This is a genomic window from Rhodococcus sp. PSi06 (assembly GCF_054960675.1).
On record NZ_JBHNYO010000002.1, the window covers coordinates 144199 to 168826 of the forward strand.

General features: G+C 64.7%; 25 protein-coding genes. 12 read left to right on the forward strand and 13 right to left on the reverse strand.

The features are described 5' to 3' along the window. The first annotated feature begins 99 nt into the window (after positions 1-99). Positions 100-1059: an agmatinase gene (gene speB, locus ACFI9K_RS03070; protein WP_032405057.1), complete on the forward strand. Its 960-nt coding sequence runs from the start codon at positions 100-102 to the stop codon at positions 1057-1059. Between the two features lie 12 nt (positions 1060-1071). On the opposite strand, the gene ACFI9K_RS03075 is transcribed toward speB, so the two are convergent. Beyond that, the gene (locus ACFI9K_RS03075) at positions 1072-1971 is read right to left on the reverse strand and encodes a universal stress protein (RefSeq protein ID WP_462662185.1); all 900 of its coding nucleotides are present in this window, start codon (positions 1969-1971) and stop codon (positions 1072-1074) included. Next, positions 1968-3410, reverse strand: coding sequence for an amino acid permease (locus ACFI9K_RS03080; protein WP_462662186.1), 1443 nt, complete (start codon positions 3408-3410; stop codon positions 1968-1970). Before ACFI9K_RS03080 ends, ACFI9K_RS03075 begins: the two co-directional genes overlap by 4 nt. Before the next feature lie 175 nt (positions 3411-3585). Here ACFI9K_RS03080 and ACFI9K_RS03085 point away from each other — a divergent pair, with 175 nt between their 5' ends. From ACFI9K_RS03085 to ACFI9K_RS03100, 4 genes are all read left to right on the forward strand, one after another. Then, the gene (locus ACFI9K_RS03085) at positions 3586-4800 is read left to right on the forward strand and encodes a PucR family transcriptional regulator (RefSeq protein ID WP_462662187.1); all 1215 of its coding nucleotides are present in this window, start codon (positions 3586-3588) and stop codon (positions 4798-4800) included. Between the two features lie 201 nt (positions 4801-5001). Beyond that, on the forward strand, positions 5002-5157 hold the full coding sequence (locus ACFI9K_RS03090; protein ID WP_222092764.1) for a hypothetical protein: 156 nt from the start codon (positions 5002-5004) through the stop codon (positions 5155-5157). Next, on the forward strand, positions 5154-6227 hold the full coding sequence (locus ACFI9K_RS03095; RefSeq protein WP_462662188.1) for a TerC family protein: 1074 nt from the start codon (positions 5154-5156) through the stop codon (positions 6225-6227). Before ACFI9K_RS03090 ends, ACFI9K_RS03095 begins: the two co-directional genes overlap by 4 nt. A gap of 77 nt (positions 6228-6304) precedes the next feature. Beyond that, positions 6305-6853, forward strand: a complete 549-nt coding sequence (locus tag ACFI9K_RS03100) for a Dps family protein (protein WP_222092762.1) — start codon at positions 6305-6307, stop codon at positions 6851-6853. A gap of 65 nt (positions 6854-6918) precedes the next feature. Here ACFI9K_RS03100 and ACFI9K_RS03105 read toward each other — a convergent pair whose 3' ends face one another. Further along, positions 6919-7380, reverse strand: a complete 462-nt coding sequence (locus ACFI9K_RS03105) for a hypothetical protein (RefSeq protein WP_462662189.1) — start codon at positions 7378-7380, stop codon at positions 6919-6921. Positions 7381-7497: 117 nt separating this feature from the next. Between ACFI9K_RS03105 and ACFI9K_RS03110 the strand changes: the two genes are divergently transcribed. Next, complete coding sequence (locus ACFI9K_RS03110; RefSeq protein ID WP_222092760.1) at positions 7498-7695, forward strand: CsbD family protein; 198 nt, start codon at positions 7498-7500, stop codon at positions 7693-7695. A 67-nt stretch (positions 7696-7762) separates the two neighbouring features. On the opposite strand, the gene ACFI9K_RS03115 is transcribed toward ACFI9K_RS03110, so the two are convergent. Continuing rightward, positions 7763-8491 (reverse strand): EAL domain-containing protein, encoded by a 729-nt coding sequence (locus ACFI9K_RS03115; RefSeq protein ID WP_462662190.1) that lies wholly within the window; start codon positions 8489-8491, stop codon positions 7763-7765. After that, on the reverse strand, positions 8488-9744 hold the full coding sequence (locus ACFI9K_RS03120; protein WP_462662191.1) for a PucR family transcriptional regulator: 1257 nt from the start codon (positions 9742-9744) through the stop codon (positions 8488-8490). Before ACFI9K_RS03120 ends, ACFI9K_RS03115 begins: the two co-directional genes overlap by 4 nt. A 357-nt stretch (positions 9745-10101) precedes the next feature. On the opposite strand from ACFI9K_RS03120, the gene ACFI9K_RS03125 reads away from it, so the two are divergent. After that, entirely contained in the window at positions 10102-11289 is a 1188-nt protein-coding gene (locus tag ACFI9K_RS03125) for an esterase/lipase family protein (protein WP_462662192.1), read from the forward strand. A 49-nt stretch (positions 11290-11338) separates the two neighbouring features. Here the strand turns inward: ACFI9K_RS03125 and ACFI9K_RS03130 are convergent, their stop codons facing one another. The 5 genes from ACFI9K_RS03130 to ACFI9K_RS03150 are packed head-to-tail and all read right to left on the reverse strand — an operon-like array spanning position 11339 to position 16411. Continuing rightward, positions 11339-12361, reverse strand: a complete 1023-nt coding sequence (locus ACFI9K_RS03130; protein WP_462662193.1) for an LLM class flavin-dependent oxidoreductase — start codon at positions 12359-12361, stop codon at positions 11339-11341. A 33-nt stretch (positions 12362-12394) separates the two neighbouring features. Beyond that, positions 12395-13228 carry a glycosyltransferase family 2 protein gene (locus ACFI9K_RS03135; RefSeq protein ID WP_462662194.1) on the reverse strand — a complete coding sequence of 278 codons (834 nt, stop codon included), beginning with the start codon at positions 13226-13228 and terminating at the stop codon, positions 12395-12397. Next, positions 13225-14190, reverse strand: a complete 966-nt coding sequence (locus ACFI9K_RS03140) for a glycosyltransferase (protein WP_462662195.1) — start codon at positions 14188-14190, stop codon at positions 13225-13227. Before ACFI9K_RS03140 ends, ACFI9K_RS03135 begins: the two co-directional genes overlap by 4 nt. Before the next feature lie 35 nt (positions 14191-14225). After that, positions 14226-15335: a glycosyltransferase gene (locus ACFI9K_RS03145; RefSeq protein ID WP_462662196.1), complete on the reverse strand. Its 1110-nt coding sequence runs from the start codon at positions 15333-15335 to the stop codon at positions 14226-14228. Beyond that, positions 15332-16411 carry a glycosyltransferase family protein gene (locus ACFI9K_RS03150; protein ID WP_462662197.1) on the reverse strand — a complete coding sequence of 360 codons (1080 nt, stop codon included), beginning with the start codon at positions 16409-16411 and terminating at the stop codon, positions 15332-15334. The genes ACFI9K_RS03145 and ACFI9K_RS03150 overlap by 4 nt, the downstream gene beginning before the upstream one ends. Before the next feature lie 129 nt (positions 16412-16540). Here ACFI9K_RS03150 and ACFI9K_RS03155 point away from each other — a divergent pair, with 129 nt between their 5' ends. From ACFI9K_RS03155 to ACFI9K_RS03170, 4 genes are all read left to right on the forward strand, one after another. Then, complete coding sequence (locus ACFI9K_RS03155; protein WP_462662198.1) at positions 16541-17527, forward strand: WcbI family polysaccharide biosynthesis putative acetyltransferase; 987 nt, start codon at positions 16541-16543, stop codon at positions 17525-17527. Next, positions 17524-19845, forward strand: a complete 2322-nt coding sequence (locus ACFI9K_RS03160) for a glycosyltransferase (protein ID WP_462662199.1) — start codon at positions 17524-17526, stop codon at positions 19843-19845. The genes ACFI9K_RS03155 and ACFI9K_RS03160 overlap by 4 nt, the downstream gene beginning before the upstream one ends. 104 nt (positions 19846-19949) lie before the next feature. Further along, positions 19950-20180, forward strand: coding sequence for a hypothetical protein (locus ACFI9K_RS03165; protein WP_222092752.1), 231 nt, complete (start codon positions 19950-19952; stop codon positions 20178-20180). A gap of 101 nt (positions 20181-20281) precedes the next feature. Continuing rightward, entirely contained in the window at positions 20282-20995 is a 714-nt protein-coding gene (locus ACFI9K_RS03170) for a CDP-alcohol phosphatidyltransferase family protein (RefSeq protein ID WP_462662200.1), read from the forward strand. Here the strand turns inward: ACFI9K_RS03170 and ACFI9K_RS03175 are convergent. Then, entirely contained in the window at positions 20943-21779 is an 837-nt protein-coding gene (locus ACFI9K_RS03175) for a YihY/virulence factor BrkB family protein (RefSeq protein WP_462662201.1), read from the reverse strand. The genes ACFI9K_RS03170 and ACFI9K_RS03175 overlap by 53 nt on opposite strands. A 33-nt stretch (positions 21780-21812) precedes the next feature. Beyond that, entirely contained in the window at positions 21813-22205 is a 393-nt protein-coding gene (locus tag ACFI9K_RS03180; protein WP_222092749.1) for an OsmC family protein, read from the reverse strand. A gap of 207 nt (positions 22206-22412) precedes the next feature. Between ACFI9K_RS03180 and ACFI9K_RS03185 the strand changes: the two genes are divergently transcribed. Next, positions 22413-23366 carry a ferritin-like domain-containing protein gene (locus tag ACFI9K_RS03185; RefSeq protein ID WP_462662202.1) on the forward strand — a complete coding sequence of 318 codons (954 nt, stop codon included), beginning with the start codon at positions 22413-22415 and terminating at the stop codon, positions 23364-23366. Positions 23367-23441: 75 nt separating this feature from the next. Here ACFI9K_RS03185 and ACFI9K_RS03190 read toward each other — a convergent pair whose 3' ends face one another. Next, positions 23442-24623: a zinc-dependent alcohol dehydrogenase gene (locus ACFI9K_RS03190; RefSeq protein ID WP_462662203.1), complete on the reverse strand. Its 1182-nt coding sequence runs from the start codon at positions 24621-24623 to the stop codon at positions 23442-23444. Positions 24624-24628 lie beyond the last annotated feature (5 nt).

The window sequence follows — 24628 nt, forward strand, 5'->3', positions numbered from 1 at the left end:
ACTCGTGTTGACAAGACCGAGCATCAGAGTAACGCTTGCCGGGCGATCCGGTCGACCTCGCCGGCATCGGACTCGAAGAAAATTCGGAAGGAATTCTCGATGAACCCGAGCAATCCCGAGCACCCCCCGATCGGTCCGGTCGACGCCACCAAGGTTCCCCGCTTCGCCGAGCCCACCACCTTCGCGCGGTTGCCCCGTCTCGACGAGGTGTCTCGTGCCGACGTCACCATCCTCGGTGTGCCGTTCGATTCCGGTGTGAGTTACCGCCCCGGTGCACGCTTCGGCCCGGGTCACATCCGGGCGGCCTCGAAACTGTTGCGGCCGTACAACCCTGCGCTGAAGGTGTCTCCCTTCGCCCGTCAACAGGTGGCGGACTTCGGTGACATCGGAGTCAATCCGTTCGACATCACCGAGGCCCTGACCACGGTTCACGACGCCGTGACAGACCTGCGCGCCGACGGCTCGTCGGTTCTCACCCTCGGCGGCGATCACACCATCGCACTGCCGATCCTGCGTTCACTCGCGCGCGACCACGGGCCGATAGCGGTGCTGCACTTCGACGCTCACCTCGACACCTGGGACACGTACTTCGGAGCCCCCTACACCCACGGGACGCCGTTCCGGCGAGCCAGCGAGGAAGGCCTGATCGACCTCGAGCGCTCACAGCACATCGGTATTCGCGGCCCGCTCTACAGCGAGCAGGACCTCGAGGACGATCGTGTGCTCGGCTTCCAGGTGATTCGCTCCGACGACTACGAGGTCGACGGCGTGGCCAGCATCGTCGAGCGGATGCGTCGTCGCCTCGACGGAGGACCGGTCTACGTCTCGGTCGATATCGACGTACTCGACCCGGCCCACGCTCCGGGCACCGGGACTCCGGAAGCGGGAGGCATGACCTCACGCGAACTGCTGAACACGCTGCGCGGACTCGTCGGCCTCAACGTGGTCGGTGCCGACATCGTCGAGGTCGCGCCCGCATACGACCACGCCGAGATCACCGGAATCGCCGCGGCTCACGTTGCCTACGAACTGCTGTCGGTACTGGCCCTCAACCGCTGACAGGCCCGTACGTCACCGCCGCGGTAACACCAGGATGGGCACCGGTGAATGACGAATGATCTTCGTGGCCCGAGACCCGAGAAACACGCGTGCGATGGGCCCCAACGGTCCCGACGATCCGATGGTCAGCACTTCTCCGTCCTGCCAGTGCACTTCGTCGAGGGCCTCGCGCCAGCTACCCGCCGAGGCCAACTCGGTGGTCACCTGGTCGGCCGAAAGCCCCACCTCCACTGCGTCGTCGACCGCCGCGGTCAACGCCTCTCGCAACCCTCGGGCGAGTTCGGCGGCAACGTCGTCCTCGGCTCGCAATCCGACTTCGGGTGGGTACATCGTTGCCCCGCGCACGACGAACGACGCCAACCGCAGTTCGACGCTGGCTTGCCGGGCCAACTCCGCGGTGGGACCGACCACCCGCGAGGCCTCACTGTCTCCGGAGAACGCGCAGGTGATCCTCGTCAGAGTCGCACGGTCGCGCATGCGATAGCCGCGCGGAGACAGTGCCACGGTCACCGGCGAGGAATGCAGGAGTTTGTCCGCAGTGGATCCCACCACCACCTGTCCCAGCGCACCGTCGCCCGAGGATCCGAGAACCAGCACCGCGGCTCCGGTTTCCTCGGCCGCCTCGGTGAGCGCCGTCGACACCGATCGGTGGGCGAGGCGATGGAAGGTCGCGCTGATGTCGGGCGCTCTCTCCTGCAGATAGTGGCGCGCCTTCGCCTCCGACTCCGATGCTGTTGCGGCCGCCCAATTCGCGAACTCCGCGTCCACCCGGGCCATCGACGGCGTCGACCATGGTTTGGGCACAACCGTCGCCACGTCGATCTCGGTTCCGAGCGATCGAGCGAGCTGAGCCCCGAGATCGAGGGCACCCACACTGCCTTTTCCCGGAGCGAAGGCGATCAGGACGCTCATCGCGCGTCCTGTTCCGCCCCGCGCAGCGTCGAGTGATGTCGACCCCAGAAGTAGTAGAACGCCAACACCACGGCGAGCCAGAGCCCGAACCAGAACCACGTGGTCCAGTGCAGACCGGAGAGAATGTAAAGACAGGCCAGGACCGACAACACCGGAGTCACCGGATATCCCGGAACCTTGAACGGCCGTTCGAGATCGGGCATGGAGCGCCGAAGGACGATCACACCGATGGAGACGACGATGAACGCGACCAGTGTGCCGATCGACACCAGATCTGCCAACTTGTCCAACGGAATGAACGCCGCGAGTACCGAGATGATCACCGCAACCACGATCGTGTTGTTGACCGGAGTGTGCGTACGCGGACTGACCTTGGCAAAAGCCTTCGGCAACATGCCGTCTCGGCCCATCGCGAACAGAATGCGAGTCTGCCCGTACATCGTCACCAGGGTCACCGAGAAGATCGAGATGACGGCCCCTGCCGCCAGAATGGTTGCCGGCCAGGCCTGCCCGGTGACATTGCGCAGAATCTCGGCCAACCCTGCTTCCTCCTGCCCGGCGAAGGCGGTCCACGGCTGAGTACCGAGAGCGGCGACGGCCACCACGAGATAGAAGACGATGACGACGATCAATGCCGCGATGATGGCTCGGGGCATCGTCTTCTGCGGATTCTTCACCTCGTCGCCCGCAGTGGACACCGCATCGAGTCCGATGAACGAGAAGAAGATCGTGCCCGCAGCCGCTGTCACACCCGCCGCGCCCAGTGGCATGAAGTCCGAGAAATTGCCTGAGTCGAACGCGGTGAATCCGACGATCGCGAACAGCGCGAGCACACCGAGCTTGATGACGACCATGACGGCGTTGACGGCCGCGGACTCACTTGCCCCACGAATGAGCAGAATGGCGCAGAGCACGATGAGCACCACGGCGGGCAGGTTCATCACTCCGGGGTCGGCGTCACCGGGCGCAGCGGACAGCGCGTGCGGGATGGTGAACCCGAACAGATTGTTCAGAAGTTCGTTGAGGTACCCACTCCAGCCGACGGCGACGGCGGCGCTCGACACCCCGTATTCGAGCAGCAGACAGGCCGCGACTCCCATCGCGACCACCTCGCCCATCGTGACGTACGCGTACGAGTAGGTGGAGCCGGAAACCGGTACCGCCGACGCCATCTCGGCGTAGCAGATAGCGGCGAGACCGGCTGCGATGCCCGCCGCCAGGAACGAGAGCACAACCGCGGGGCCGGCCTCCGGAACAGCAAGCGACAGTACGAAGAAGATACCGGTGCCGATGGTGGCACCGACACCGAACATCGTCAGCTGAAACGTTCCGATGGTGCGTTCCAACCCACCGGTCCCGTGCTCATCGGGGTCCACGATCGGCTTCTTGCGCAGCAGCTGTGATCGCAGACTCGATGCGGGTCTGTTCGGCTCGGTCATGGCCGGCTCTCCCAACGTGGAGGCGAACGTGCGGATCGGCTGATTGTGCTCCCGGACAGCGCCTCGCGCACACCGAACACGCCGCACGACGACTCGATCGACGTATCGGTTCGTTTCTTCACTGCCGCAGCGGCGCCTACCATTGACATTCGATCCGATGGGAGACGAGCGAAACATGGCCACACAGGACGACGCAGCAGCGCTCGACACGGTCGCCGCGCTGGCTGCGTCGGATGCCGGCGGCCTCGACGTCGTGTTCCTCGGCGACTTCCTCGGCGTCCTGACCGACGCGGTGAACGCAGGCGTCCCACTCCGACGGCAACAACTGCGGGCATTCCGCGAGCAAGGCGATGCCGCCGCACGCGCCGGAGTGGCATTGCGCGCACTGCTCGACCTGTATCTGTCCTCGGCATGGCGGCTGTGGCGAGAACTTCCCGCGGTAACGGCAGCCGCCGAGAATCCCGCCGGTGTCGTCACAGCAGGCGAAGTGATGTTGCGGGCCGTCGACGACGCAGTGGCCGAACTCGCCGAAGGCTACCAACTCGCCCGTCGCACGCTGGTTCGTGCCGAGGTGTTGGCCCGCCGAGAGTTCGTCGACGACCTGCTCTCGGGAACGTCCGACGTCGCGGGGGTACTCGGGCGCGCGCAGACGTTCGGACTCGACCTGTCGAGTCCGCATGCGGTCGCGGTGGTCACGTCGAGTAAGCCCTTCACCGATGCGAGTTCTGCGATCGGGCTCGTCGAGCGCAGCGTGCAGGGCAGCAAGGGCGACGCCGAGTTGCTCGTCGCAACCAAGCAAGGCCGGTTGATTCTGGTCTTCCCCGCACCCGATCTCGAGGCCGTCGAGCATGTACTCACCCGAGCCGGGCACATTCTCGGAACGTCCGCACCCAACCCCGGCGACTCTGTCGACCTCCGTCGCGGCGGTGAATACGGCAGGACGCAGATGGGGGTCGGGCGCTCGCGCAGCGGAGCAGCAGGCGTCGCCGCGTCGTACCGAGAGGCGCTCGATGCTCTCGAACTGGCGTCCGCGCTCGGACTCGACGCTCCTGTCGTCGAGGCACGGGATCTGCTCGTCTATCGGGTTCTCATCAGTGATCGTGCCGCCATCGCCGATCTGGTCGACACGTTGCTCACTCCGCTGCTGGTAGCCCGCGGTGGCGCAGGACCGTTGCTGGAGACGCTGCAGGTGTACTTCGACACCGGCTCGAATTCCGCGTCGACCGCCCGGCGCATGCACTTGTCTGTGAGGGCGGTCACATACAGATTGTCCCGAGTACATGATTTGACCGGTCAGGATGTGGGCAACCCCGTCGAGGCATTCGCGCTGCATACGGCGGTCCTCGGTGCCAAGTTGCTCGACTGGCCGCGACATCGCGCTGATTCGTGACCCTTTTCGGGCTTGATTGCCGGAACCCGGCAACAAATCTCCACGAAACATGTCCGCAAACCGACCGTGCCTGCACGAAACCGAACAGTCACACTGGAGTAGTCGCGGAAGAACGACCCGCGGAAAGACCCACCGACGGTCCACCGTCGACAGCAGTATCCCCGAAACAGACAGACGAGAACGTGAAGGAGCGTGTGACAGATGTCGTCGTTGACACAGAAGTTGACCGCATTCGCTCGCAGCCCGCAGGGCAAGAAGATGGCCGATCAGGTACGTCGATACGCCACCAAGCCCGAGAATCAGGCGAAGTTGAAGCAACTCGGCAGCAAGATCACCGGTAAGGGTGGTCGTTCATGAACGTCGTCCCGTGGTGGGCATGGGCGGCCTTCGGAGCCGTCGTCCTCATCCTGCTGGCAATCGACCTGCTCGCTCACCGCGGCGCGCACATCATCGGGTTCAAAGAAGCCGCATGGTGGAGCGCCCTGTGGGTCGGCGTGGCCATCGTCTTCGGCATCGTCGTGTTCTTCACACTCGGTACGACGGCAGGTGTCGAATACACCACGGCCTGGCTGCTGGAGAAGAGTCTGTCCGTCGACAACCTCTTCGTCTTCGCGCTGATCTTCGGTTACTTCAAGGTTCCCCGTGAGTACCAGCATCGCGTGCTGTTCTTCGGTGTGATCGGCGCCCTGGTCTTCCGCGCCATCTTCTTGGCCGCCGGTGTGGCCATCGTGAGCAAGTTCGCCGCCGTTCTGTTCGTCTTCGCTGCCATCCTGCTCTACAGCGCATGGAAGCTGATGAAGGACGAGGACGACTCCTACGATCCCGGCACCTCCATCGCGGTGCGCATGCTGAAGAAGATCGTCCCCGTGCAGGACGAGTACTCGGGTACCAAGTTCTTCGTCAAGGAGGCCGGCAAGCGCGTGGCCACGCCACTACTCGCCGTTGTGGTCGCCATCGAGGCAGCCGACCTGGTGTTCGCAGTCGACAGCGTCCCCGCCGTTCTGGCGGTGACCGACGACCCGTTCATCGTGTACTCCTCGAACGCCTTCGCGATCCTCGGTCTGCGCGCCCTGTACTTCCTGCTCGCGGGCCTGCTCGAAAAGTTCCACTACCTGTCCAAGGGCTTGGCGATCATCCTTGCCTTCATCGGTGTCAAGCTGATCCTCCAGGCCGGACACAAGGTGATCAGCACGTCGATCCCCGAGATTCCTTCGCTGGTCAGCCTGGTGGTCATCATCGTGGTCCTGGCAGGCTCGATCATCTTGAGCCTGAAGAATCCCCCGCCGGAGGACGACACTGCCGACGCCGTCGACAAGGTGGCCGCCGACAGTCCGATCGTCGATCCGACGGACGGCACTTCCACCGCCGGCACCACCTCGTCCACGGGGACGTCGGGTCCGGACACACCGAGGCTCGACAAGTCGTAGCCCCGCTCGACACATGCCCCGCCGAGTTCTTCGGCGGGGCATGTTTGTGTTCCGAGACGTTGGGGCAAACACTGAACATGGCTGAAAAGAACTCGTACACCGTCCCCGGACTCACCTCGGAAAAGGGCGCGCGCGTCGCCGAAATCTTGCAGGATCGATTGAACGCGTACAACGATCTGCACCTCACCCTCAAGCACATTCACTGGAATGTCGTCGGACCCAACTTCATCTCGGTGCACGAGATGCTGGATCCGCAGGTCGAAGCAGTGCGCGGTTTCGCGGACGACGTCGCCGAGCGCATCGCGACCCTCGGCTCGTCGGCGAAGGGCACGCCGGGGGCCATCGTCTCCGGGCGCACGTGGGACGACTACTCGATCGGCCGCGCAACGGCAATCGAGCACCTCGGAGCGCTGGATCTCGTGTACACCGGCGTCATCGAAACCACCCGCAAGAACATCGACGAGGTCGGCGATATCGACCCCATCACCGAAGACATGCTGATCGGCCAGAGCGCCCAGCTGGAGCTGTTCCACTGGTTCGTCCGCGCACACCTGGAGAACTCCGGTGGCCAGCTGTCCACCGCCAACGCCTCCAGTGAGGTCGACGCAGCGCAGCAAGCAGGCTAGAAGCCAGCACTCTACGAGCATCGACCCCGCCGTTTTCGGCGGGGTCGATGTCGTTCGAAGCCCTGTCAGTCGGCCGGCCTCGCCTCGTGTCCTCGTCGGCCGTGCGTGCGACGCTGCTCCTTCATCTCGGCCTCGAACACGTGGCGTCGACCGTCGAGCAGCTCGTCCCGCACTGCCCGCTCGTGTTCGCGCAGTGGACTCCAGTAGCCGTCGTCGAATTCCTCGACGAGCTGGAACGTCCAGCGTCCGGGCGCGATGTTCCTGCCGATCATGTCGTCGTCGATTCGCTGAGCGATGTCGTCGTGATGCGCATCGGAGAGCGCGTCCACCGCTTCCCCCAGCAGCAGATCGGAATGCCCCATCAATTGATGGAACGAATAGAGGTGTCCGCGAGCCCGCTCGACGCATTCGAGCGCCTCGGACATCTTGCCCACCGCGGCCACCGTGGCGTCGTCCACACCGTTGGGTCGCCGATGCGCAGGTGAGGGTGTCTCCTGAGGGGATTGTTCGTCGGGATCTGAGTTCATGATCGGCGCTTACCCCGATCACTACTGCACAATCCATGCTCGCGCGGGGATTAGGGCGTCCGATTGTGGGTATAGCAAGGTGCGAACACGTACGACAATCTATTTCGAGGAGTTCACATGGCTGATTTCATCGACAAGGCGAAGCACAAGGCCGAAGAGCTTGTGGGCGAGGCCAAGGAAAAGATCGGCCAGAAGACGGACAACGACGATCTTGCTGCCGAGGGCGCAAAGGATCAGGCGTCGGGCAAGACCAAGCAGGTCGGCGACGACGTCTCCGACGCCGCAGGCAACATCAAGGACAAGTTCACGAACTGATCGGTTCGTAGCAACGAAACCCCGCACCTGATAGGTGCGGGGTTTCGTGTGCGTGGGGACCGGCTCGTCAGATCGACGGATTCGGCAGAGGCATGGGCCGGCCGAACAGCCAGCCCTGCCCCAGCGTCGCGCCCAATGCCGATGCGCGACGCAGATGCCGACGAGTTTCGATTCCTTCAGCCAGCAGAATTGCGTCGCTCGAGTGCAAATACTCTCGTATCTGTCGTACTGCGGCCCGCGATCGGTACGGCGACCGGACGATCGATGCGTCGAGTTTGACGATGTCCGGCCTCACCGAAGCAAGCAGACCGAGCGTCGCCGGGGTCGCCCCGACGTCGTCCATCGCCACCGCCATTCCGCGGGCGCGGGCCCCTCGAACCAACGCCATCAACATCGGCACGTTTCGGTCGAGATCGCGCTCGGTGATTTCGAGAACCACGTCGAGATCATCGCCGATCGCATCCAGATGGGTGTTCACGTCCTGTTCGTCGACGAAGCAGCCGGGCTCGATATTGAGAAAGAAGCGCACTCTGCGCGAGTACGCGTGTTCTCGAGCCGCGCGCAGCGCGGCCGCGCGGCAGGCGACGTCGACGCGGCCCACCATGCCGCGCTCGCGGGCGAGGGCGAAGACAGCCTCGGGAACAGCCAGGCTGGGTGATGGCCACCTGGCCAGCGCCTCGTATCCGACGACATCGCCGGTCGACAGTTCGACGACGGGCTGAAACATGGCTGCCACCGACTCGACCGAATCGAGCGCCGCCGACGCTGCCAGTACCGCGCCGTCCGAGACGGTCACGATATTCGCTCGTCCACCGGAGCACGACGGGCCTCGAGGCGGTCCGCGATCAGAGCCGCGTGCAGTCGGCGCAGTCCCGACGGCTTCATCGGGTCCAGTCCGGTGAGCTGCTCCACCCGCTTGAGGCGATAGTCGACCGTGTTGGGGTGCACCGTCAGCCAGGTGGCCGTCTTCTTTCGGTTGGAGTCCGATTCGACGAAGGCCTGCAGGGTCGGCAACAGATCGACCGAATCACGCAGCGGATCGATCAATGTCACGAGGTGCTTTCGGCCCAGGCCCGGCCTGCTCACCTGGTACTCGAACACCAGATCCGAAATCCGATACGTTCCCGGCGCATATCGCAACCGACGAACGAGACTCAACAGCTCGTACAGGTGGGGCGCAGTCGCTGCGATATCGTCGATCGCTGCCGATGCTGTGGTCGCGATGACGGTTATCTGCCCGCCGTCCGCGAAACGACCGACCAGTTCGTCGACGTCGACGCCGGGAATGTCGGGCAACAGCACGGTTCCGCCGGTGGCGCTGACGGATGCGATCGGCGCACATTCCGCGTCGAGGGTCGCCAGCACGGCATGTATCTTTCGCAATTTGCGAGCTGCCATCATGCTGGCGTCGCTCCGGCGAGCACCGTCGTCCGCGTGGGCCGGAAAGTGCAGGGCCACCACGTGATAGTCCTCGGCGAGCAACGCGCCCATTCGGTCGGCAATCCTGCGGGCCGTCCCGTCGCCGGTCAGCAGCGCGTCGAGTAGCTCGGCGTCGTGGCGAGGACCGTTCTGCGTCAGCGTGCGAAATTCGGCGAGATAGGCGTCGGACACGGATTCGGTGACGGCGTCCAGGAGTTCCATGATCAGCACGGTGCCGTCGGCCACCGAAGCATCGGCAGTCTCGTCGACCGAACGCGGTGCCGTGCGCAGACCCAGTGCGCAGCCCTCGTTGATCGCGTGCTGGATCCGCCCCAGTGGGACACCGTCACGGGCCCACCTGGTGGCCGCATCGCGAAAGATGTCCATCGCTGCCGCCGTCGGTAGGCGACCCGATTCGAGGACACCCGTCGCCAGTTCGCAGCACGTGGTCGTCATGTCGTCGAGTTCACCGCGAGCACAGTCCCGCGGCGGCGGAGTGTCTTCCGGTTCCCCGATGTACTGATCCAACATCCGGGCTGCCGTCTCCCGGGGCGTTCGCAAACGATCGGATGCACGTCGCCCGCCCACGTAATCCTCCTGTGGCACGTGCATGCTCTCTGTCGCGGTCACCCGATTACACCCCTCGATATCGAAACCCGTTTCACATACATCCGTCGCACAGGTCCGGCATCCACTCGACTGTGGCACCGAACTCACCCGTCGCTCTACCGTGCTGCGCGCCTGACAAGCGCACGACCGAACGAACACACGAAGCGTAGAACAACAATCAAACCTACGGATTGTTTTCACCAATATATCCGGCAACGCGTCCTGAATCGAGGTGCCCAAGATCACTTGTGACGCTCTCTCACAAATGACGAGGCGGTTACGGGCAGATTCCAAACGCCAGGCCGGAGGCCGTGTTTGCCCGAAACCGAGGCTTACTGTTCCGACTTGTCCATCAACCCTCGTCGAAAGTCAGGCTCCATGACCACTTCTCGGTCCTCTTTCCGCGCAACGCGGAAAGCCACCACGGTGCGCGCTGCGATGATCGCGGCAATGGCGTGCTCGCTTGCCCTCGGTACCGGTGTTGCAGCGCAGGCTCAGCCCACCACCGCTCCCGCGCCGCCCGCCACAGTGCAGGGCGACGACGTCATCCCGCCCGCACCGACCGAGGCGTCGCCCAAGGCCTCCGACCAGGGCATCGTTCCTCCGAGTCTCGACTCGGCTCTCCCGGCGACCAGCACCTACGATCCGAAGACCGAGACGAAGGGAACCGGCCCGGTATTCACCAACTTCATCGCCGGCTTCCTGTACAGCGTCGTCAACCCGGACATCGCGCCGCAGGGTGCCAACGACTGGAACTGCAAGCCATCCGCAGCGCATCCACGACCGGTTGTCCTGCTGCACGGCACCTGGGAGAACGCATTCAACAACTTCGCTCGGATGTCACCTGCGCTGAAGAAGGAAGGCTACTGTGTCTTCGCGCTGAACTACGGTGACACCGACGCCAGCATCGCCGGACATTTGAAGTCGCTGCGCGGCACCGACTCCGTCGCCTCGAGCGCCAAGGAAATCGCTACCTACATCGACGCTGTGCGCACCGCTACTGGCTCCGCGCAGGTGGACATCGTCGGTCACTCCCAGGGTGGTCTCGTCACCCGCCAGTACCTTCGCTTCGAGGGTGGCGCGAATCCGGCCGATCCCACCAAGAACAAGGTGAACACCGTCGTCAGCGTCGCCGGCTCGAACCACGGCACCACGCTGGTCGGAATCGGCACGCTCGGTCGCACCATCAACAACATCGGCCTGAACGTGCTCGGCGTCGTGGGTGCCATCGCCGGTCCCGCGGCCTCCGACCAGGTCATCGACTCTCCGCTGGTCAAGGCCTTGGCTGTGGGCGGTGACACCGACCCCGGAATCAAGTACACCGTGATCGGCACCAAGTACGACGAAGTGGTTACCCCCTACAAGACGACGTTCCTCACCGCAGGCCCCGGTGCCACGGTCAACAACGTCACCCTGCAGGACGGTTGCGGCATCGACCTGTCGGACCACCTGTCGATCTCGGTCTCGCAGCGCGCGATCGGAATCGTGAAGAACGCACTGGATCCGAAGGGCTTCCCCACGAAGTCGATCCCGTGTGCGTACAACTCGCCCATCACCGGCGGATAGTTCACAGGTTCAGCCCGATGAGGACGGTCGGCCGCGCGGTCGACCGTCCTCATTGCTGTGCGGGCGTCCATCCCAGGGCCGGACCCAATTTCTGCGCCATGTCGGTGAGAATCTGTACGTAGTCCTCATGGTCGAAGCTGAACGGCAGCGCGAAGGCCACCTCGTCCACCTCGCGAAACGATGCGTTGGCATACAGCTGCTCGGCAATGTGATCCGAGCTACCGATCAGGTCGGGTGCGAACATCATGCGCGCCGGACCCTGCGGCTCGTGCGTCCGTGCCGATCGACCGCGCACGTACTCCTCGTACTTGGCAATCCGAGCGGCATCGGCGCTGTCGGTCGGAATGACGACCAGCCCCTGCGACACCCGCGCATCACGCCCCGCCGGATGGAATTTCCGGAACCGCTCGATGTGCGAGTGCTGGATCTCGTCGAAATCGGTCGACTCTTCGGCGCGCACCACACTGCTCACCAACAGGTTCATCTCGTTCTCACCGGCCCACTGCGCCGACCGAAGACTCGCTCCGCCGTACCACATCCGGCTACGCAGACCGGGCGAATGCGGTTGTACGCGATCGGAATACGACTCGATTCCCTCGATACCCGACCAGGTCGACGCCGGCTCACCGGCAATGAAACCGAGCAACCTCGATACCCGGTCGTATCCGAAATCTTCTTTGTCGGCGGTGTCGGGATACAGCGCATGCTTGACACGCTCGAACTGCATCGGTTGCCCGACGCTGACGCCGGGATTGATCCGTCCACCGGACAGCACATCGACCGTCGCGAGATCCTCGGCCAAACGCAAGGGATTCTCCCAACCCAGCGGGGTCACCGCCGTGCCGAGTGATATCCGGTGGGTTCGCTGCGACGCAGCCGCCATGACCGCTGTCGGTGACGATATTCCGTACTGCAGATGACGGTGCCGAAGCCACGCACTGTCGAAGCCCAGCTGCTCGCCGAGTTCGATGATGTTCAGCGTCGATTCGTGCCCGCGCGCAGGATCTGCTTCGTCGAACAATCCGATCGTGAGGAAGCCGAGCGAACGCAGCGGCACTGAAGGCTGGGGCACGGGCTGACTCCTAGGTCCTGAGGTTCGACCAGACTAGGCGACGCGCCGAATGCCTCGGTTGCCGAACTCGATGAGTCCGCGTGCCGCGAAGGCATCGAGCCAGCCGACCATCGGCCACCGACCCCATCGATCGAAGAACGTGCGCGCGTTGGCCACGATGTCGTCGAGATGCTCGACCGGAGGGTTGGAAACCGGATGCCATTGGTGATACGCGTGCGCTCCACCCACCCACCGCAACCCCATGCCCGACGCCACCGCGGTGGCAGCGAAATCGGTGTCCTCGCCGCCGTAGCCGGTGTAGTCCTCGCAGAAGCCACCGAGTTCGGTCCAGGTCGGGGCGGTGACGGCGAACGACAGCGACCAGAAGAGATCGAAGTTGTCCCCGTGTTCGACGGTTCCGGTCGGCGGGTTCGGGCGCGCCGGGTGCGGGCCGGTTAGTGCCGCCAGAGCCCGTCCTTCGGTTCCGACGTCGCGTTCTTTCAAGTAGGTGACCGGACCACAGAGCAGAGATCGCTCGTTACCCGACGCCGCTGCCGCGCATCGGTATCGCTCGAGCAGCGCCGGTCCCGGGATGCAGTCGACATCGAGAAACACCAGCAATTCAGCGCCACGGTCCAGCGCAGCAGCCGCGCCGACGTTGCGTGCGCGGGCGAGCGGCAGCGCTCCGTGCACGGGGATCTCGAGACAGGTTGCGGCCGAACCGGTTCTGGCGAGCACCTCGGCAACCGCGTCGTCGCCCATGGACACCACGATGTGCTCGAATCGGTCCACCTCGAGCTGTTCCGCAGCGATGTCTCGAAGACCTCGCACCTGAGCCGACAGGTGCTCGTGTCGACCGGCCACCACGGTGACCACCGCGATCCTCACTGCAGAACCTTCCTAGACACGGCTTGCTCGATGGCCCGAGCTGCGCGTGCGGGCGCACCGTCGGTACGCAGCGCAGACCACCGGTCGCCGCCGAGACCGAGTGCGCGGTCCGCTGCGGCGTGCCACCGGGCGACGGACGGCCACGTATCGAGTACCTCGGCAACCGCACCGTCGGCCAGGGCTCGGCCGGTGGCCACCTGCTCGTCGAAGGGTCGAGTTTGCGGCACGACGACGGCGGGCGCACCCGATGCGGCGACGTCGGCGATGGCGTTCTGCCCGGCGTGCGTGACGACGATCGATGCCGAGCACAGCACCGGCCACACGTCGTCGACCCAATCACCACCGGCTACACCGAGGGCCCTGAACTCGAATCGGTCGTCCACTGCAGACCACGAGTTCACGAGATCGCGGGTGAGCGACGTACCGCCCGCCGCGCCCAACACCACGACCGTCGGATCGACCGAGATCGAGGTCCGCTCGCGTCCGGCGTATCGACTGATCGATCCCGAGAACGTGGTCTTGTCCGCATAGGGCAACAGCCAGATCGGGTCGTAGATCTCCTGTGACCATGGAGCGAGGATGTGCGTCGCGGACCGGTAGGCGAGGCCGTGGACCGGGTCCGTCCGCTCCCCCGGAATCGCCATGACGATCACTCGAACTCCCATGAGGCGCAGAAACATCGCCACTTCCACCGACACGTCCACCACTACCGCCGACGGTTTCTCCCGCGCCACCCACTCCGCGATGATCGCCATTCGCTCGGTCAGGCCGTTCACGTCGTGCGGTGCCCAGTGCAACACTCCGCCCGCCGAACTCTGCTGCGCAGCAGGGTCCGTGAACTCGTCGACATCGATCGGTAACGAAATCCATTGGGCCGCAGCGTGTCCTGGTGGTCGAGTGCGCGAGGACAGGACGGTCGTCGGTTCCGACAACGAACGCGCGATGGAATCGGCGCGAGTCACGTGACCGACCCCGTGATGGTGCGCGTAGTAGCCGATCAAGCGAACACGAGCCGCTCGTCCATCGGGTCTGCAGACGCATCGAGTGTCGAGTGGTACAGCGCCTCGTACTCGTCGACCATCCGATCCATCGAACACACCACTTCGGCGCGGGCCCTGACGTCGCTTCTGTTCAGCGCAGCTGCCCGAGGGATCGCTGCGGCCAGACCCTGTACGTCGTCGGCCGGCACGAGGACTCCCGACGATGCGTCGATGATCTCCGGAATACCACCGCGCGCGAACGCGGCGACGGGGGTGCCGCACGCCAGCGCTTCCGCCACCACCAGGCCGTACGGCTCGGACCATACCGGCGACACCAGCGCGACCTCGGCTCCTGCCACCAACGCCGCCAACGCGGGCTGATCGAGGTGCCCGACATAGCGAATATCGTCGTCGAGCAGTGGTTCGACGACTCCATGGAAGTAGTCGAGGTTGCTCAGCGGACCCGCGATGCGCAGCGAGCGTCCCGCAAGCCTCGCCGCGGCGATGGCCAGATGCAGCCCCTTCTCGGGAACCACTCGTCCGGACCACACCACGTAATCGCCGCCACTGCCGAACGGCCAGTCTTCCAGTGAGATCCCGTTACGAATGACCACCGTGCCGGTGGTGACATCGGCCCATTGAGAGGCAGCGAACTCACTGACTGCGGCGAAGGTGTTGGCCCCGGCAGGGGCCAGCGCCACGGCCGACTCCAACCAGGCGAACGGCGGCGTGTGCAGGGTCGTCACCATCGGCACCGGCAAGGTCGAGGACATCGCCAGCGGCAGGTAGTGCAGGCTGTGGTTGTGCACGATGTCGAAGGAATCGGACAGCGAGCCTGCCAGTTCCAGCATGACCGCCAGGTAGGCGTGGTGTTCCCGAATAGCAGTCGGCGTGATCGCGACGTCGGCAATGGAAATGGGCGTCAGATCCAAGGTGCGGACCGGCAGCAGCGTCGCCTCGAGGTCGACGCTGGAGCCGTCCGCTGCGAACAAACTCACCCGGTGTCCGCGCTCGGTGAGCGCACGGACCAGGTTGTAGACATGTGCCTCCAGACCGCCTGCGAAGGGCTGGGCCACCGGAAAACTCGATGACGCCAGCACCGCAATGCGAAGTGGCTTCTCGTTCAACGCATCTCCTTTGTCACTGCTGAATAGATTGCTGCATGGGTTTCGGCGATCCGTCTTCTCTGTCGTGCGCGGAAGCCAGGATCGAGTGCGGGCGTTCGATCGTCGTACGATGCCCGCACGGCTGCGACGAGGCCGGCTGCATCGAAGTGATCGATTCCCATTCGGAAGCTGCGCACCGGGCCTTGGTCTGCATAGAAGCCGCAATTCGAAGCGACCACGGACGTTCCGAGGTCGCGACATGCCTCGAGCCACCCCGAATGCGTGCCGAATCGATACGGCAGCACCGACACGTCGATCTCGCTGAGGTAGTCCCACAGCTCGTCGTCACCGAACCGACGGTGCACTCGAACATCGACGTCGGGAAACGTGTTGTAGTCCAGCAGCTTTGCGCCGATCGTGGGGCTGTACCAATGGCTGGTCGACTCGAACACATCCTGGTCGACGTCCAGTCGTACCGTCGCGTCGGGCAGCGACCTCGCGGCCTCGACCACTGCGTCCATCACCGCCAACGGGTCCATGTTGGGCCGCAAGTTCTTGGCGTGGACGCCGATGACGAACGAGTCGGCTGTCGGGCGAGCAGATTTCATTCGCTCGAGCGGCACCACGTGCGGATGCTCTACCACCGTCGCGCGCACCCCCCATCGATCGCGGATCCAGGCGGCTGCGCCCTTGGTCAGGGTGATCACCGCATCGGCTCCGGGAACCAGAACGTCCAGTTGCCGAAGATGATCGGCGTTGTCGGCGATGTGGGGATTGTGCAGATCATGAACGGTCACAACCAAGGCCTGCCGATTGGCACGTAGATGTTCGACGGTCCGAGCGAGCTCTTCGGGACCGAAGGACTCGAAGCCGAAATGCACGTGCAGGACGTCGAACTGGACGTCGTTCTGCTCGGCGAGCCACTGAGCGTCGAGAAGCCGCGGCGGCCACCATTGGCCGGGTACATCCACGCGGACTGGAGAAGGGTCGGGCAGCAACACGACGCGCTCCGAGGTGAACTCCGTACGGTCGCCGAGCACTGGCTGCAGATGCTGAACGTAGACATGCGAGGACGGAACCGAGGCAACACGAATCATGACTTCCTTCGGGTACAGGCAGGGCAATCGTGCCTGGTCCCGACACGCGATATGTGTCCTGTACCCACTTTTGCCCGGGTTCAATCGGGGTTGGCGCAGCAGGTCTGGCGGGGTTACCTTGACGAGGAAATGGTCCACTACGAACGAGCACACGACGTCGGGGCAAGCATGGACGGGCGCACCCGCCATTACGGCGAATTCTACGGAGTAGCCGAACGAGAACACGGCCGTGACGCCGCCGCACACGACGACCGGCCATTGCTTCTGGTCTGGGGAAATTGTCAGGCCGAGGCACTGCGCATTCTGCTCGATTCCGATCCGGCCATGCCGCTACGGACCGTTCGCGTACCGCCCGTTCACGAGCTCGACGCCTCCGACCTACCCCATGTCGACCGACTGGTGCGCGAGGCGTCGGTCCTTCTCACGCAACCGGTTCGGGAGGGTTATCGTTCGCTACCGCTCGGTGTACCCGATCTGGCCGAGGCACTGCGACCCGACGCCACCGTCGTGCGATGGCCGGTACTCAGATACGCAGGGCTGCATCCCTTTCAGGTCATCGTTCGACATCCGAGCGAACCTGCCGCCGTGCCGAGCCTGGTGCCTTACCACGACCTGCGCACGATCCTTGGCGCTGACAGCGGACTCGGCGAAAACGACGACTGGGATCGATCGGTCTCGGACGATGGGCTGCGACGCGCCGCCGAGGCAAGCCTCGTCGAGTTACGTCGACGCGAGAGCCGAGATACCGACATTGCAGCGGCCGATCTGTTCGTCGAGGCCGGTCGCGCGGCAACACACACGATCAACCATGCGACCAATGTGGTGCTCATCGCTCTCGCCCAGCGCATCCTCGACGAACTGAGTACCGGCTGCACCGCCGCGGATCCGGGTCGCGAATTGCTCGGTGGTGTTCGGGCACCGGTCGAGCAACGAGTGCTCGACGCCCTCGGCCTCGCCGGCGATCCACGGACCGAGTGGTCGGTCGACGGCACGCAGCATTCGCCGGATTCGGTGCACCGCGCCCATCTGCGGTGGTACGCCGCTCACCCGCACTTCGTCGGTGCGGCGCTGGAGCGACACGCGGAACTGATCCGCATACTGGAACTGGCGCCGTGAACCAGCCGGTCCACCATCTCGTCATGGGCCCTGCCGAGCACGGAGTAGTTCGCTGCGCAGACCGATTGGCTTCTGCAACAGCCAGTCCGGTGATCTCGAACCTCCAGGATCTCTCGGTCGACATTCCGGTCCACGTGCACTTCACCGACCGATTGTTCGGCCGCACCGCGGGTGCGGCCGCCGACGCCTTCGTGTCGATGGCGCAGCGACACCGAGCCCCGATCACCATCACTGTGCACGACGTTCCGCAGGCCTCCGACGGACACGCTTTCGAAGCGCGGAAAGACTGCTATCGGCGAGTGATCGACTGTGCGTCGGCAGTCGTCGTCTCCAGCATGCACGAGCGGCTGCTGCTCGACGAGCTGCCGGCCGGTGCTCGCGACATTCGCGTGATCCCGCTTCCCATCGACCGTCCGGTGACAGTTCCCGAGCGCCGCGACACCGTACGCGCCGTCGTCGGCGTACTGGGGTTCGTGTACCCCGGCAAGGGACACGAGGAGGTCCTCGAGGCCATGCGCGCTCTCGACACCTCCGTCGATCTGCTGTCGATCGGATCCGCGTCGCCGGGTCACGAGGACATGATCGACGAACTGGGCCGTGCCGCAGCACAATTCGGCCGTTCGTTCGGTTCGACCGGTTTCGTCCCCGACGCCGAACTGGACGAGCTGCTCGGATCGATCGCCGTGCCTGTCGCGTTTCACCGACACCTGTCGGCGTCGGGTTCGATCAACTCGTGGATCGCTGCAGGTCGTAGACCGCTGGTCCCCCGCGGTCGGTACGTCGAGGAGATCGAGGCCAATTCGCCAGGGACACTCTGGATCCACGAGAACTCCCTCGACGGTCTCGCTGCGGCCATGATCGAGGCGCTGGACGATCCCGAGAGAACCTGGCAGCAGCCCGGCGTCGTCCCCTATCCGACACTTCACCAGGCAGCGGCCCTGTACTGCGCACTCTTTCGCGAATTCGAGCGGCCGCAGGCGGAGGAGCTTCCCGACGGCCGCTGGGTGGTGCCGGGCAATCGGTGGGATCTGGTGCCGTCCGGCGACCGACACCCGTCGGTCTCGGTCGTGATCCCGTACTTCGAGCAACAGCGCCGGTTGGAGTTCGTACTGACCGCGCTGACCCTCCAACAGTATCCGGCCTCTCTCGTGCAGGTGATCGTGGCCGACGACGGCTCACCCGTACCGCCGGACGTCGATGCCTATCGTTCGGCGCTCGACATCACGGTCGTACGTCAGTCGGATCTGGGGTTTCGCGCGGCAGCCGCCCGTAATCTCGGCGCGTCGGCCGCCGACGGTGAGGTTCTGTGTTTTCTCGACGCGGACACGATTCCCGATCCCGACTACATCGCGGAATCTGTCCGGTTGCTCGCCGCCCTGCCCGACGGCCTCGCCGTGGGGCGTCGACGCCACGCCGATCTGGACGGCTGGACCGCCGAGGACGTTGCACAGTGGCTCGGCGGTCGATCGACCGGACCGCCGGAGTTGACCGAACCGCAGTGGCTGCGAGACGGATACGCGCGTTCCCGAAATTTGCTCGACGCCGATCGCCGTTCGTACCGGTACATCATCAGCGCTGTCATGTCGTGCACTCGTGCGCTCTTCGAGGACGTCGGCGGATTCGACGAGAGCATCGTCGGATACGGCGGCGAGGACTGGGATTTCGCGCACCGTGCCTACGATGCCGGTGCCGTTCTGGCACACCTGCCGCGCGCAGTCGCCTGGCACGACGGACCGGAATGGGCCGAGCGGACAGGCGGAGACCGCGAACGCAAGAACACCGAGGCCATGATGTTGGCCTCGCGGATCACCGACCCGGCGGCGCGCACCCACGGTCTGCTCTACGCTGTGCCCGAGATCGTCGCGGTCGTCGATTCGACGGGACACACCTCGGCGTCTCTGCTGCGCACCGTCGGATCCGTTCTGCGCGAGAGCGATTGTGCGGTGTGGATTCACGGCCCCGACGCAGCCGAGTTGCGACGGCCGTGGGGAGATATCGATCCGCGGGTGCGGCACGGGCAGCCGGGCGACACCGGCATCAGCCACGTCGTCGTGTACGTCCGTGGCCCGGTGTTGTTCGGCGACCACGCACTGCGTCGAATGCTCGCCGCCGGTGCCGACCGGATGACCGTGGACGTCGGCGGTTCGGGTGTCGTCGAGTTGCGTAGTTCGCGATCGACTGCACGTGCGGCACGGTGGGCACAGGCACTCGGACGGGCACCGCACGACGTGGCGGACGCGTTGTTCGGTTCCAGGCACCGCACCGGCGTCGAATTCGGATTGTCGATCGGTGAGCACCAGCCGAACTTGGCGTGGTGACGGGTAATACCGTGCCGGCACCGAACGAGAGTCCGAATACAGGGTCGGTGGGAAAATCAGGTCAGGGCAGGTCGGGACGAAGTGAACAGCAAGGTCGAGTGAAAATGAACAGAACGCTCTATTCGATGATCTGCATGATGGCAATCATTGCTTTCATTGCATTGCTCTGGGGCACAGTCGGTTACGTCTATGCAGACGCACACCCGCTACGGCGCGCGGCGTTCGTCGGTGGCGGGGTACTGGTCGCGGGATGGCTGCTCGTACTCGTCGCCGCGGGCATCAAGATCTCGCGGCTGAAGGCTCGCAGGCGAGAGAGCAATTCGGACGACGATTGAAAACGGACAGAACGGGTACGCCACCCGGAAGTCTCGACGTACACCCTCGTGTTCGGATGCTCGTCGGGTCCCTCGTATCGGGTGCCGAGCAAGGATCGTCGATGGTCAGTCAGCGCAGTGTGTCCAGTCAGCGGGATTCCCCGGTTCGACCGGCGACTCGTGATGAATACCTGTCCACGTGGTCGACCCTGCACAACGGCATAGACCCGTCCTCCTCGGTGCTGGTCCGTTGCTGGCTGACGGTGGTCTACACGCTGAGCGCGCCTCTGGTTCGCGCATCCGTCTCCGCCCACGCCGTGACGTTCGCTGCCGTCGTCGTCGCCGGGGCGGCGGTCGCTCTTTCTCGGCCGGGCACCTCGGCCCCTCTGCTCGCCGCCGTGCTCATTGCCCTCTCGGGCCTACTCGACAGCATCGACGGCGGCGTCGCGATGATCGGCCGATCCCAGTCTCAGTGGGGCTATCTGCTCGATACCGTCGCAGATCGATGCAGTGATCTGCTGCTGCTCGCCAGCGGCTTCGTACTCGGGGCTCCGATGCCTCTCGTGATCGCAGTCGGGGTGACCACGTTGCTGCACGAGATGGCCCGGGCTCGGGCCGTCGGTGCCGGCATCCCGGACGTCGGGTTCCTGACGGTCTGGGAGCGACCGTCGCGAGTGATCGCCGCAGCGGTCACCGCGACCGTCGCCGGTGCCGCCCCGGCTACTGCCGGCACATCGGCCACCATCGGAATGTCCGTGACGTGCACGCTGGCCGTACTCGGCTTCATTCAGCTGATGTTCGGGCTGCATCGCCGGGCCGATCGAATTCCGCGGTGACCAGCCAACCGGCCAGCGCCAACACGTGGAACACGAACATCCACAGCATGACGGCTACGCCCCCGCCGATGGCAGTGAGCCCGCCGAACGGCGCGCCCAGGTCCACTGGAATTGCCAGGAACAGAATGAAACCGTGCACGAATCCGGTCACGATCGACGACGTGACCAGTGATCCGATGATCAACGCTCGCCACCCTACGGCTCTCGGCGCAATCACTCGATAGGTCCACGCGAGGGGAACCGACAAGATCAGCCAGAGGCAGTTGAACCCGAGGAACACCCGAAGCGTCATGGCACCGATGCCGCCCTCGCCCGTCGTGGCCTGAAGCAGCCTGGCCACGCTCAGCACACCGGCGAGCAGAACCGGGGCGGCGGCGAAGAAAGGCACCATCGCCAATCTGCCACGCCATCCGGTGAACGATTCGCGGGTCGGCGAGAATCGCACGATCGCCCGGCGCAAGCCCTCGCCGTAGAAGGTCGCCGGAAAGATGGAGATCAGTACACCGATGGGACCCAGTTCGATTCCGGCAGTGGCCAGTCCGTCCACTGCGGCCCGCGCATCGAGCGCGTCGGGCAGCAGCGCCGCCACCGCATCGAACCCCGATCGCACCCATTCGGCCGACACCAACGCTGTGGTGGCTCGGATGGTGAGCAACAGAAGGGGTACGACGGCAATGACAGCGTAGAAGGTCAGGCCGCCGGCGATCAGCGTCGTGTCCTCGCGAGCGAACCCGGCTTTGATCGCGGCGAGGCCGCTACCCGTTCGGGTTCGGATCGATGTCATGTCGGAAATGTGCCACAGCACCCCGACGCGGGGTCATGCCAGGGTGACGTCGACCCCATCGATGGCCTTGAGGAACGGGCAGATCGATGTCGCCTGAGCCAGCACCGCGTCGGGGTCGTCCGTGCCGGGCAGCGACACCGACAGTGCGAACTTCGCGTCGTATCCGGATGCGTCGGAGTCGGTGAGGACGACGGTTCCGGTGACCGCCAGTTCGTCGACGCTGCCGCCGACCGTTCCGAGGGCGATCCGCAGGGATTCGACCAGGCAGCTCGACAGCGCGGCAGCCATGAGCTGCTCGGGGTTGGTGCCCTCCCCCGGGCCGCCGAGCTTCTCGGGTTCACGCACACTCAGCGACAGGACGCCGTCGTCGGAGGTGACGCCCGTCGCGGTGGCGGAGACGGTTGCTGTGTACAACTCGGTATTCATGTCTGTCGGATGTCCGGTGACAGGTCGATCGAAACCGGTGCCCACCACCTAGCTTCGATTCGCCGTGCGCCGATCGTGTTGCTGTTCACACATTCGCGGTAGCCGTTTGAGCGAACCTACTCACGGGTAATGACCGGACAGGGCCGAACAAGACCAGGCCCTCGAGTCTCTGCCACACGTATCGACCACCAACCGAAGGGGATCACCATGAGCACATCCACATTGATCGCCCAGTTGCGCGTCGCGCTGCAGCTGACCAACACTGAGATCCAAATTGCGGAAACTCGCGTCGTTCAGGCGCGTACCGAGGCAGTTCGTAAGGAACTGACCCAGAACGCCGCGAACGGACGCGAACGCGCCGCTGCCATCGAAGAGGCCCTGCGCGGTCTCGGCGGATTGCCCGACCTCGTGTCACCGTTCCTGGGCCGCACGCTCGCTGCCGTGAAGGCCGTCGCCGAACAGGCTCAGCCGTTCGACGAAGCCTTGCTGGGCGATCTGGCCCTCGAGCAGCAGCTGCTGGGCCGAGCAAAGTACATCAAGGCTCTGGCGACTGCAGCCCACGAGCCGTCCGTAGTAGCACTGGCCACCCGGTTGGCCACCGCGCACACCGCAACGGTCGAGTGGCTGGAAACAGTGCTTGCCGAGGACGCACTGGGCGGACCCGCAGCACTGCGCCGCACGCCGTTCCAGGCTGCCGCAGGCACCGCGGTCAAGATCGTCAACGCACCGGCCACATGGTCTGCACGTAGCCTCGACCGCGCACTCGACGCCGCTCGCGCGACACCGGATCGCCTCAGCGCACTGCTCGGCCGCGGTGCACACGCCGGTGACGTGGCAGTCAAGACTCTGACCGCCAGCCGCGACGCTGCCCTCGAGGCTGCCGAGGACGTCACCCGTAGCGAAGGCGTCGATTCTGTCGCCGACGCCATCCACACTGCTCGCTCGGCCAGTGGAACGCTCGACGCCGACGAGCTGCCGATTGCGGACTACGACGATCTGAACGTCTCGGACGCCGTCGCCGCCATCAAAGACCTCACCGACCCGACGGATGTCCGCACTGTCGTGACGTACGAAGAGGCACACAAGAATCGCCACGGCGTCGTGTCCGCAGGACAGACTCGCGTGGCAGCCATCGCCAAGGACGTCATCTCCGTCGACTGATGTAGACCGACTGCTCCTTCTGCGAATACCGATGCGGCCCGTGTTGTTCCGGGCCGCATCGCTGTATTCGAAGTGCTACGGCTTCAACAGCACCTTGATGGCACCGTCCTGCTTCTTCTGAAAAATGTCGTACGCGTGCGGTGCCTGTTCCATCGCCAGCTCGTGGGTGGCAAACGAGTCGACGCCGAGGGGGTCGTCGTCACCGAGCAGCGGGATGATGTCGTCGACCCATCTCTTGACGTTCGCTTGACCCATGCGCAGCTGAATCTGCTTGTCGAACAGGGTCATCATCGGCATCGGATCGGCCATACCCCCGTAGACCCCGCTGATCGAGATCGTTCCACCGCGACGAACGATGTCGATGGCCGAGTTCAACGCGCCGAGGCGATCGAGACCCGCCTTCTGCATCATGGGCGCCGCTACGGCATCGGGAAGGAAACCGACGAACTGTTGGGCCAGCTTCCCCACCGGGGACCCGTGTGCCTCCATTCCGACCGCATCGATGACGGAATCGGTGCCGCGGCCGTCGGTCATGTCCCGAATCGCGTCTCCCACGGTGCCGTCGAGGTCGTTCAGATCGATCGTCTCGATTCCGCGCGCCGACGCACGGGCCAAGCGCGCGGGAACCAAGTCGACGGCAATCACCCGAGCACCCTTGTGTTGAGCGATGCGCGCTGCCATGTCTCCGATGGGTCCCAAACCGAGAACGGTGACCGATCCGCCGCTGGGAACAGCGGCGTACTCCACGGCCTGCCACGCGGTCGGCAACACATCGGAAAGGTAGACGAAGCGAGAATCAGGCGGCCCCTCGGGAACCTTGATGTGCGTGAACTGCGCCTGCGGTACTCGGAGGTACTCGGCCTGACCGCCGGGGACCTGACCGTAGAGTTTGGAGTATCCGAACAGCGCCGCTCCCGTTCCCTGGTCGCGAACCTGCGTCGTCTCACACTGGGTGTACAAGCTGGAATTGCACATGAAGCAATGTCCGCAGGATATCTGGAACGGAATGACGACGCGGTCGCCCACTGCCAGATCCCCTGTCTGCGAACCGACTTCCTCGACGACGCCCATCGGCTCGTGGCCCAGGATGTCGCCCTGGTCCATGAAAGCACCGAGGGTTTCGTACAGATGCAGATCCGAGCCGCAGATGTTGGTGGTCGTGATTTTCACAATCGCGTCCGTCGGCTGCTCTATCCGGGGATCGGGGACGGAGTCCACACTGACTTTTCTCTTGCCCTGCCATGTCACTGCGCGCATGAGGT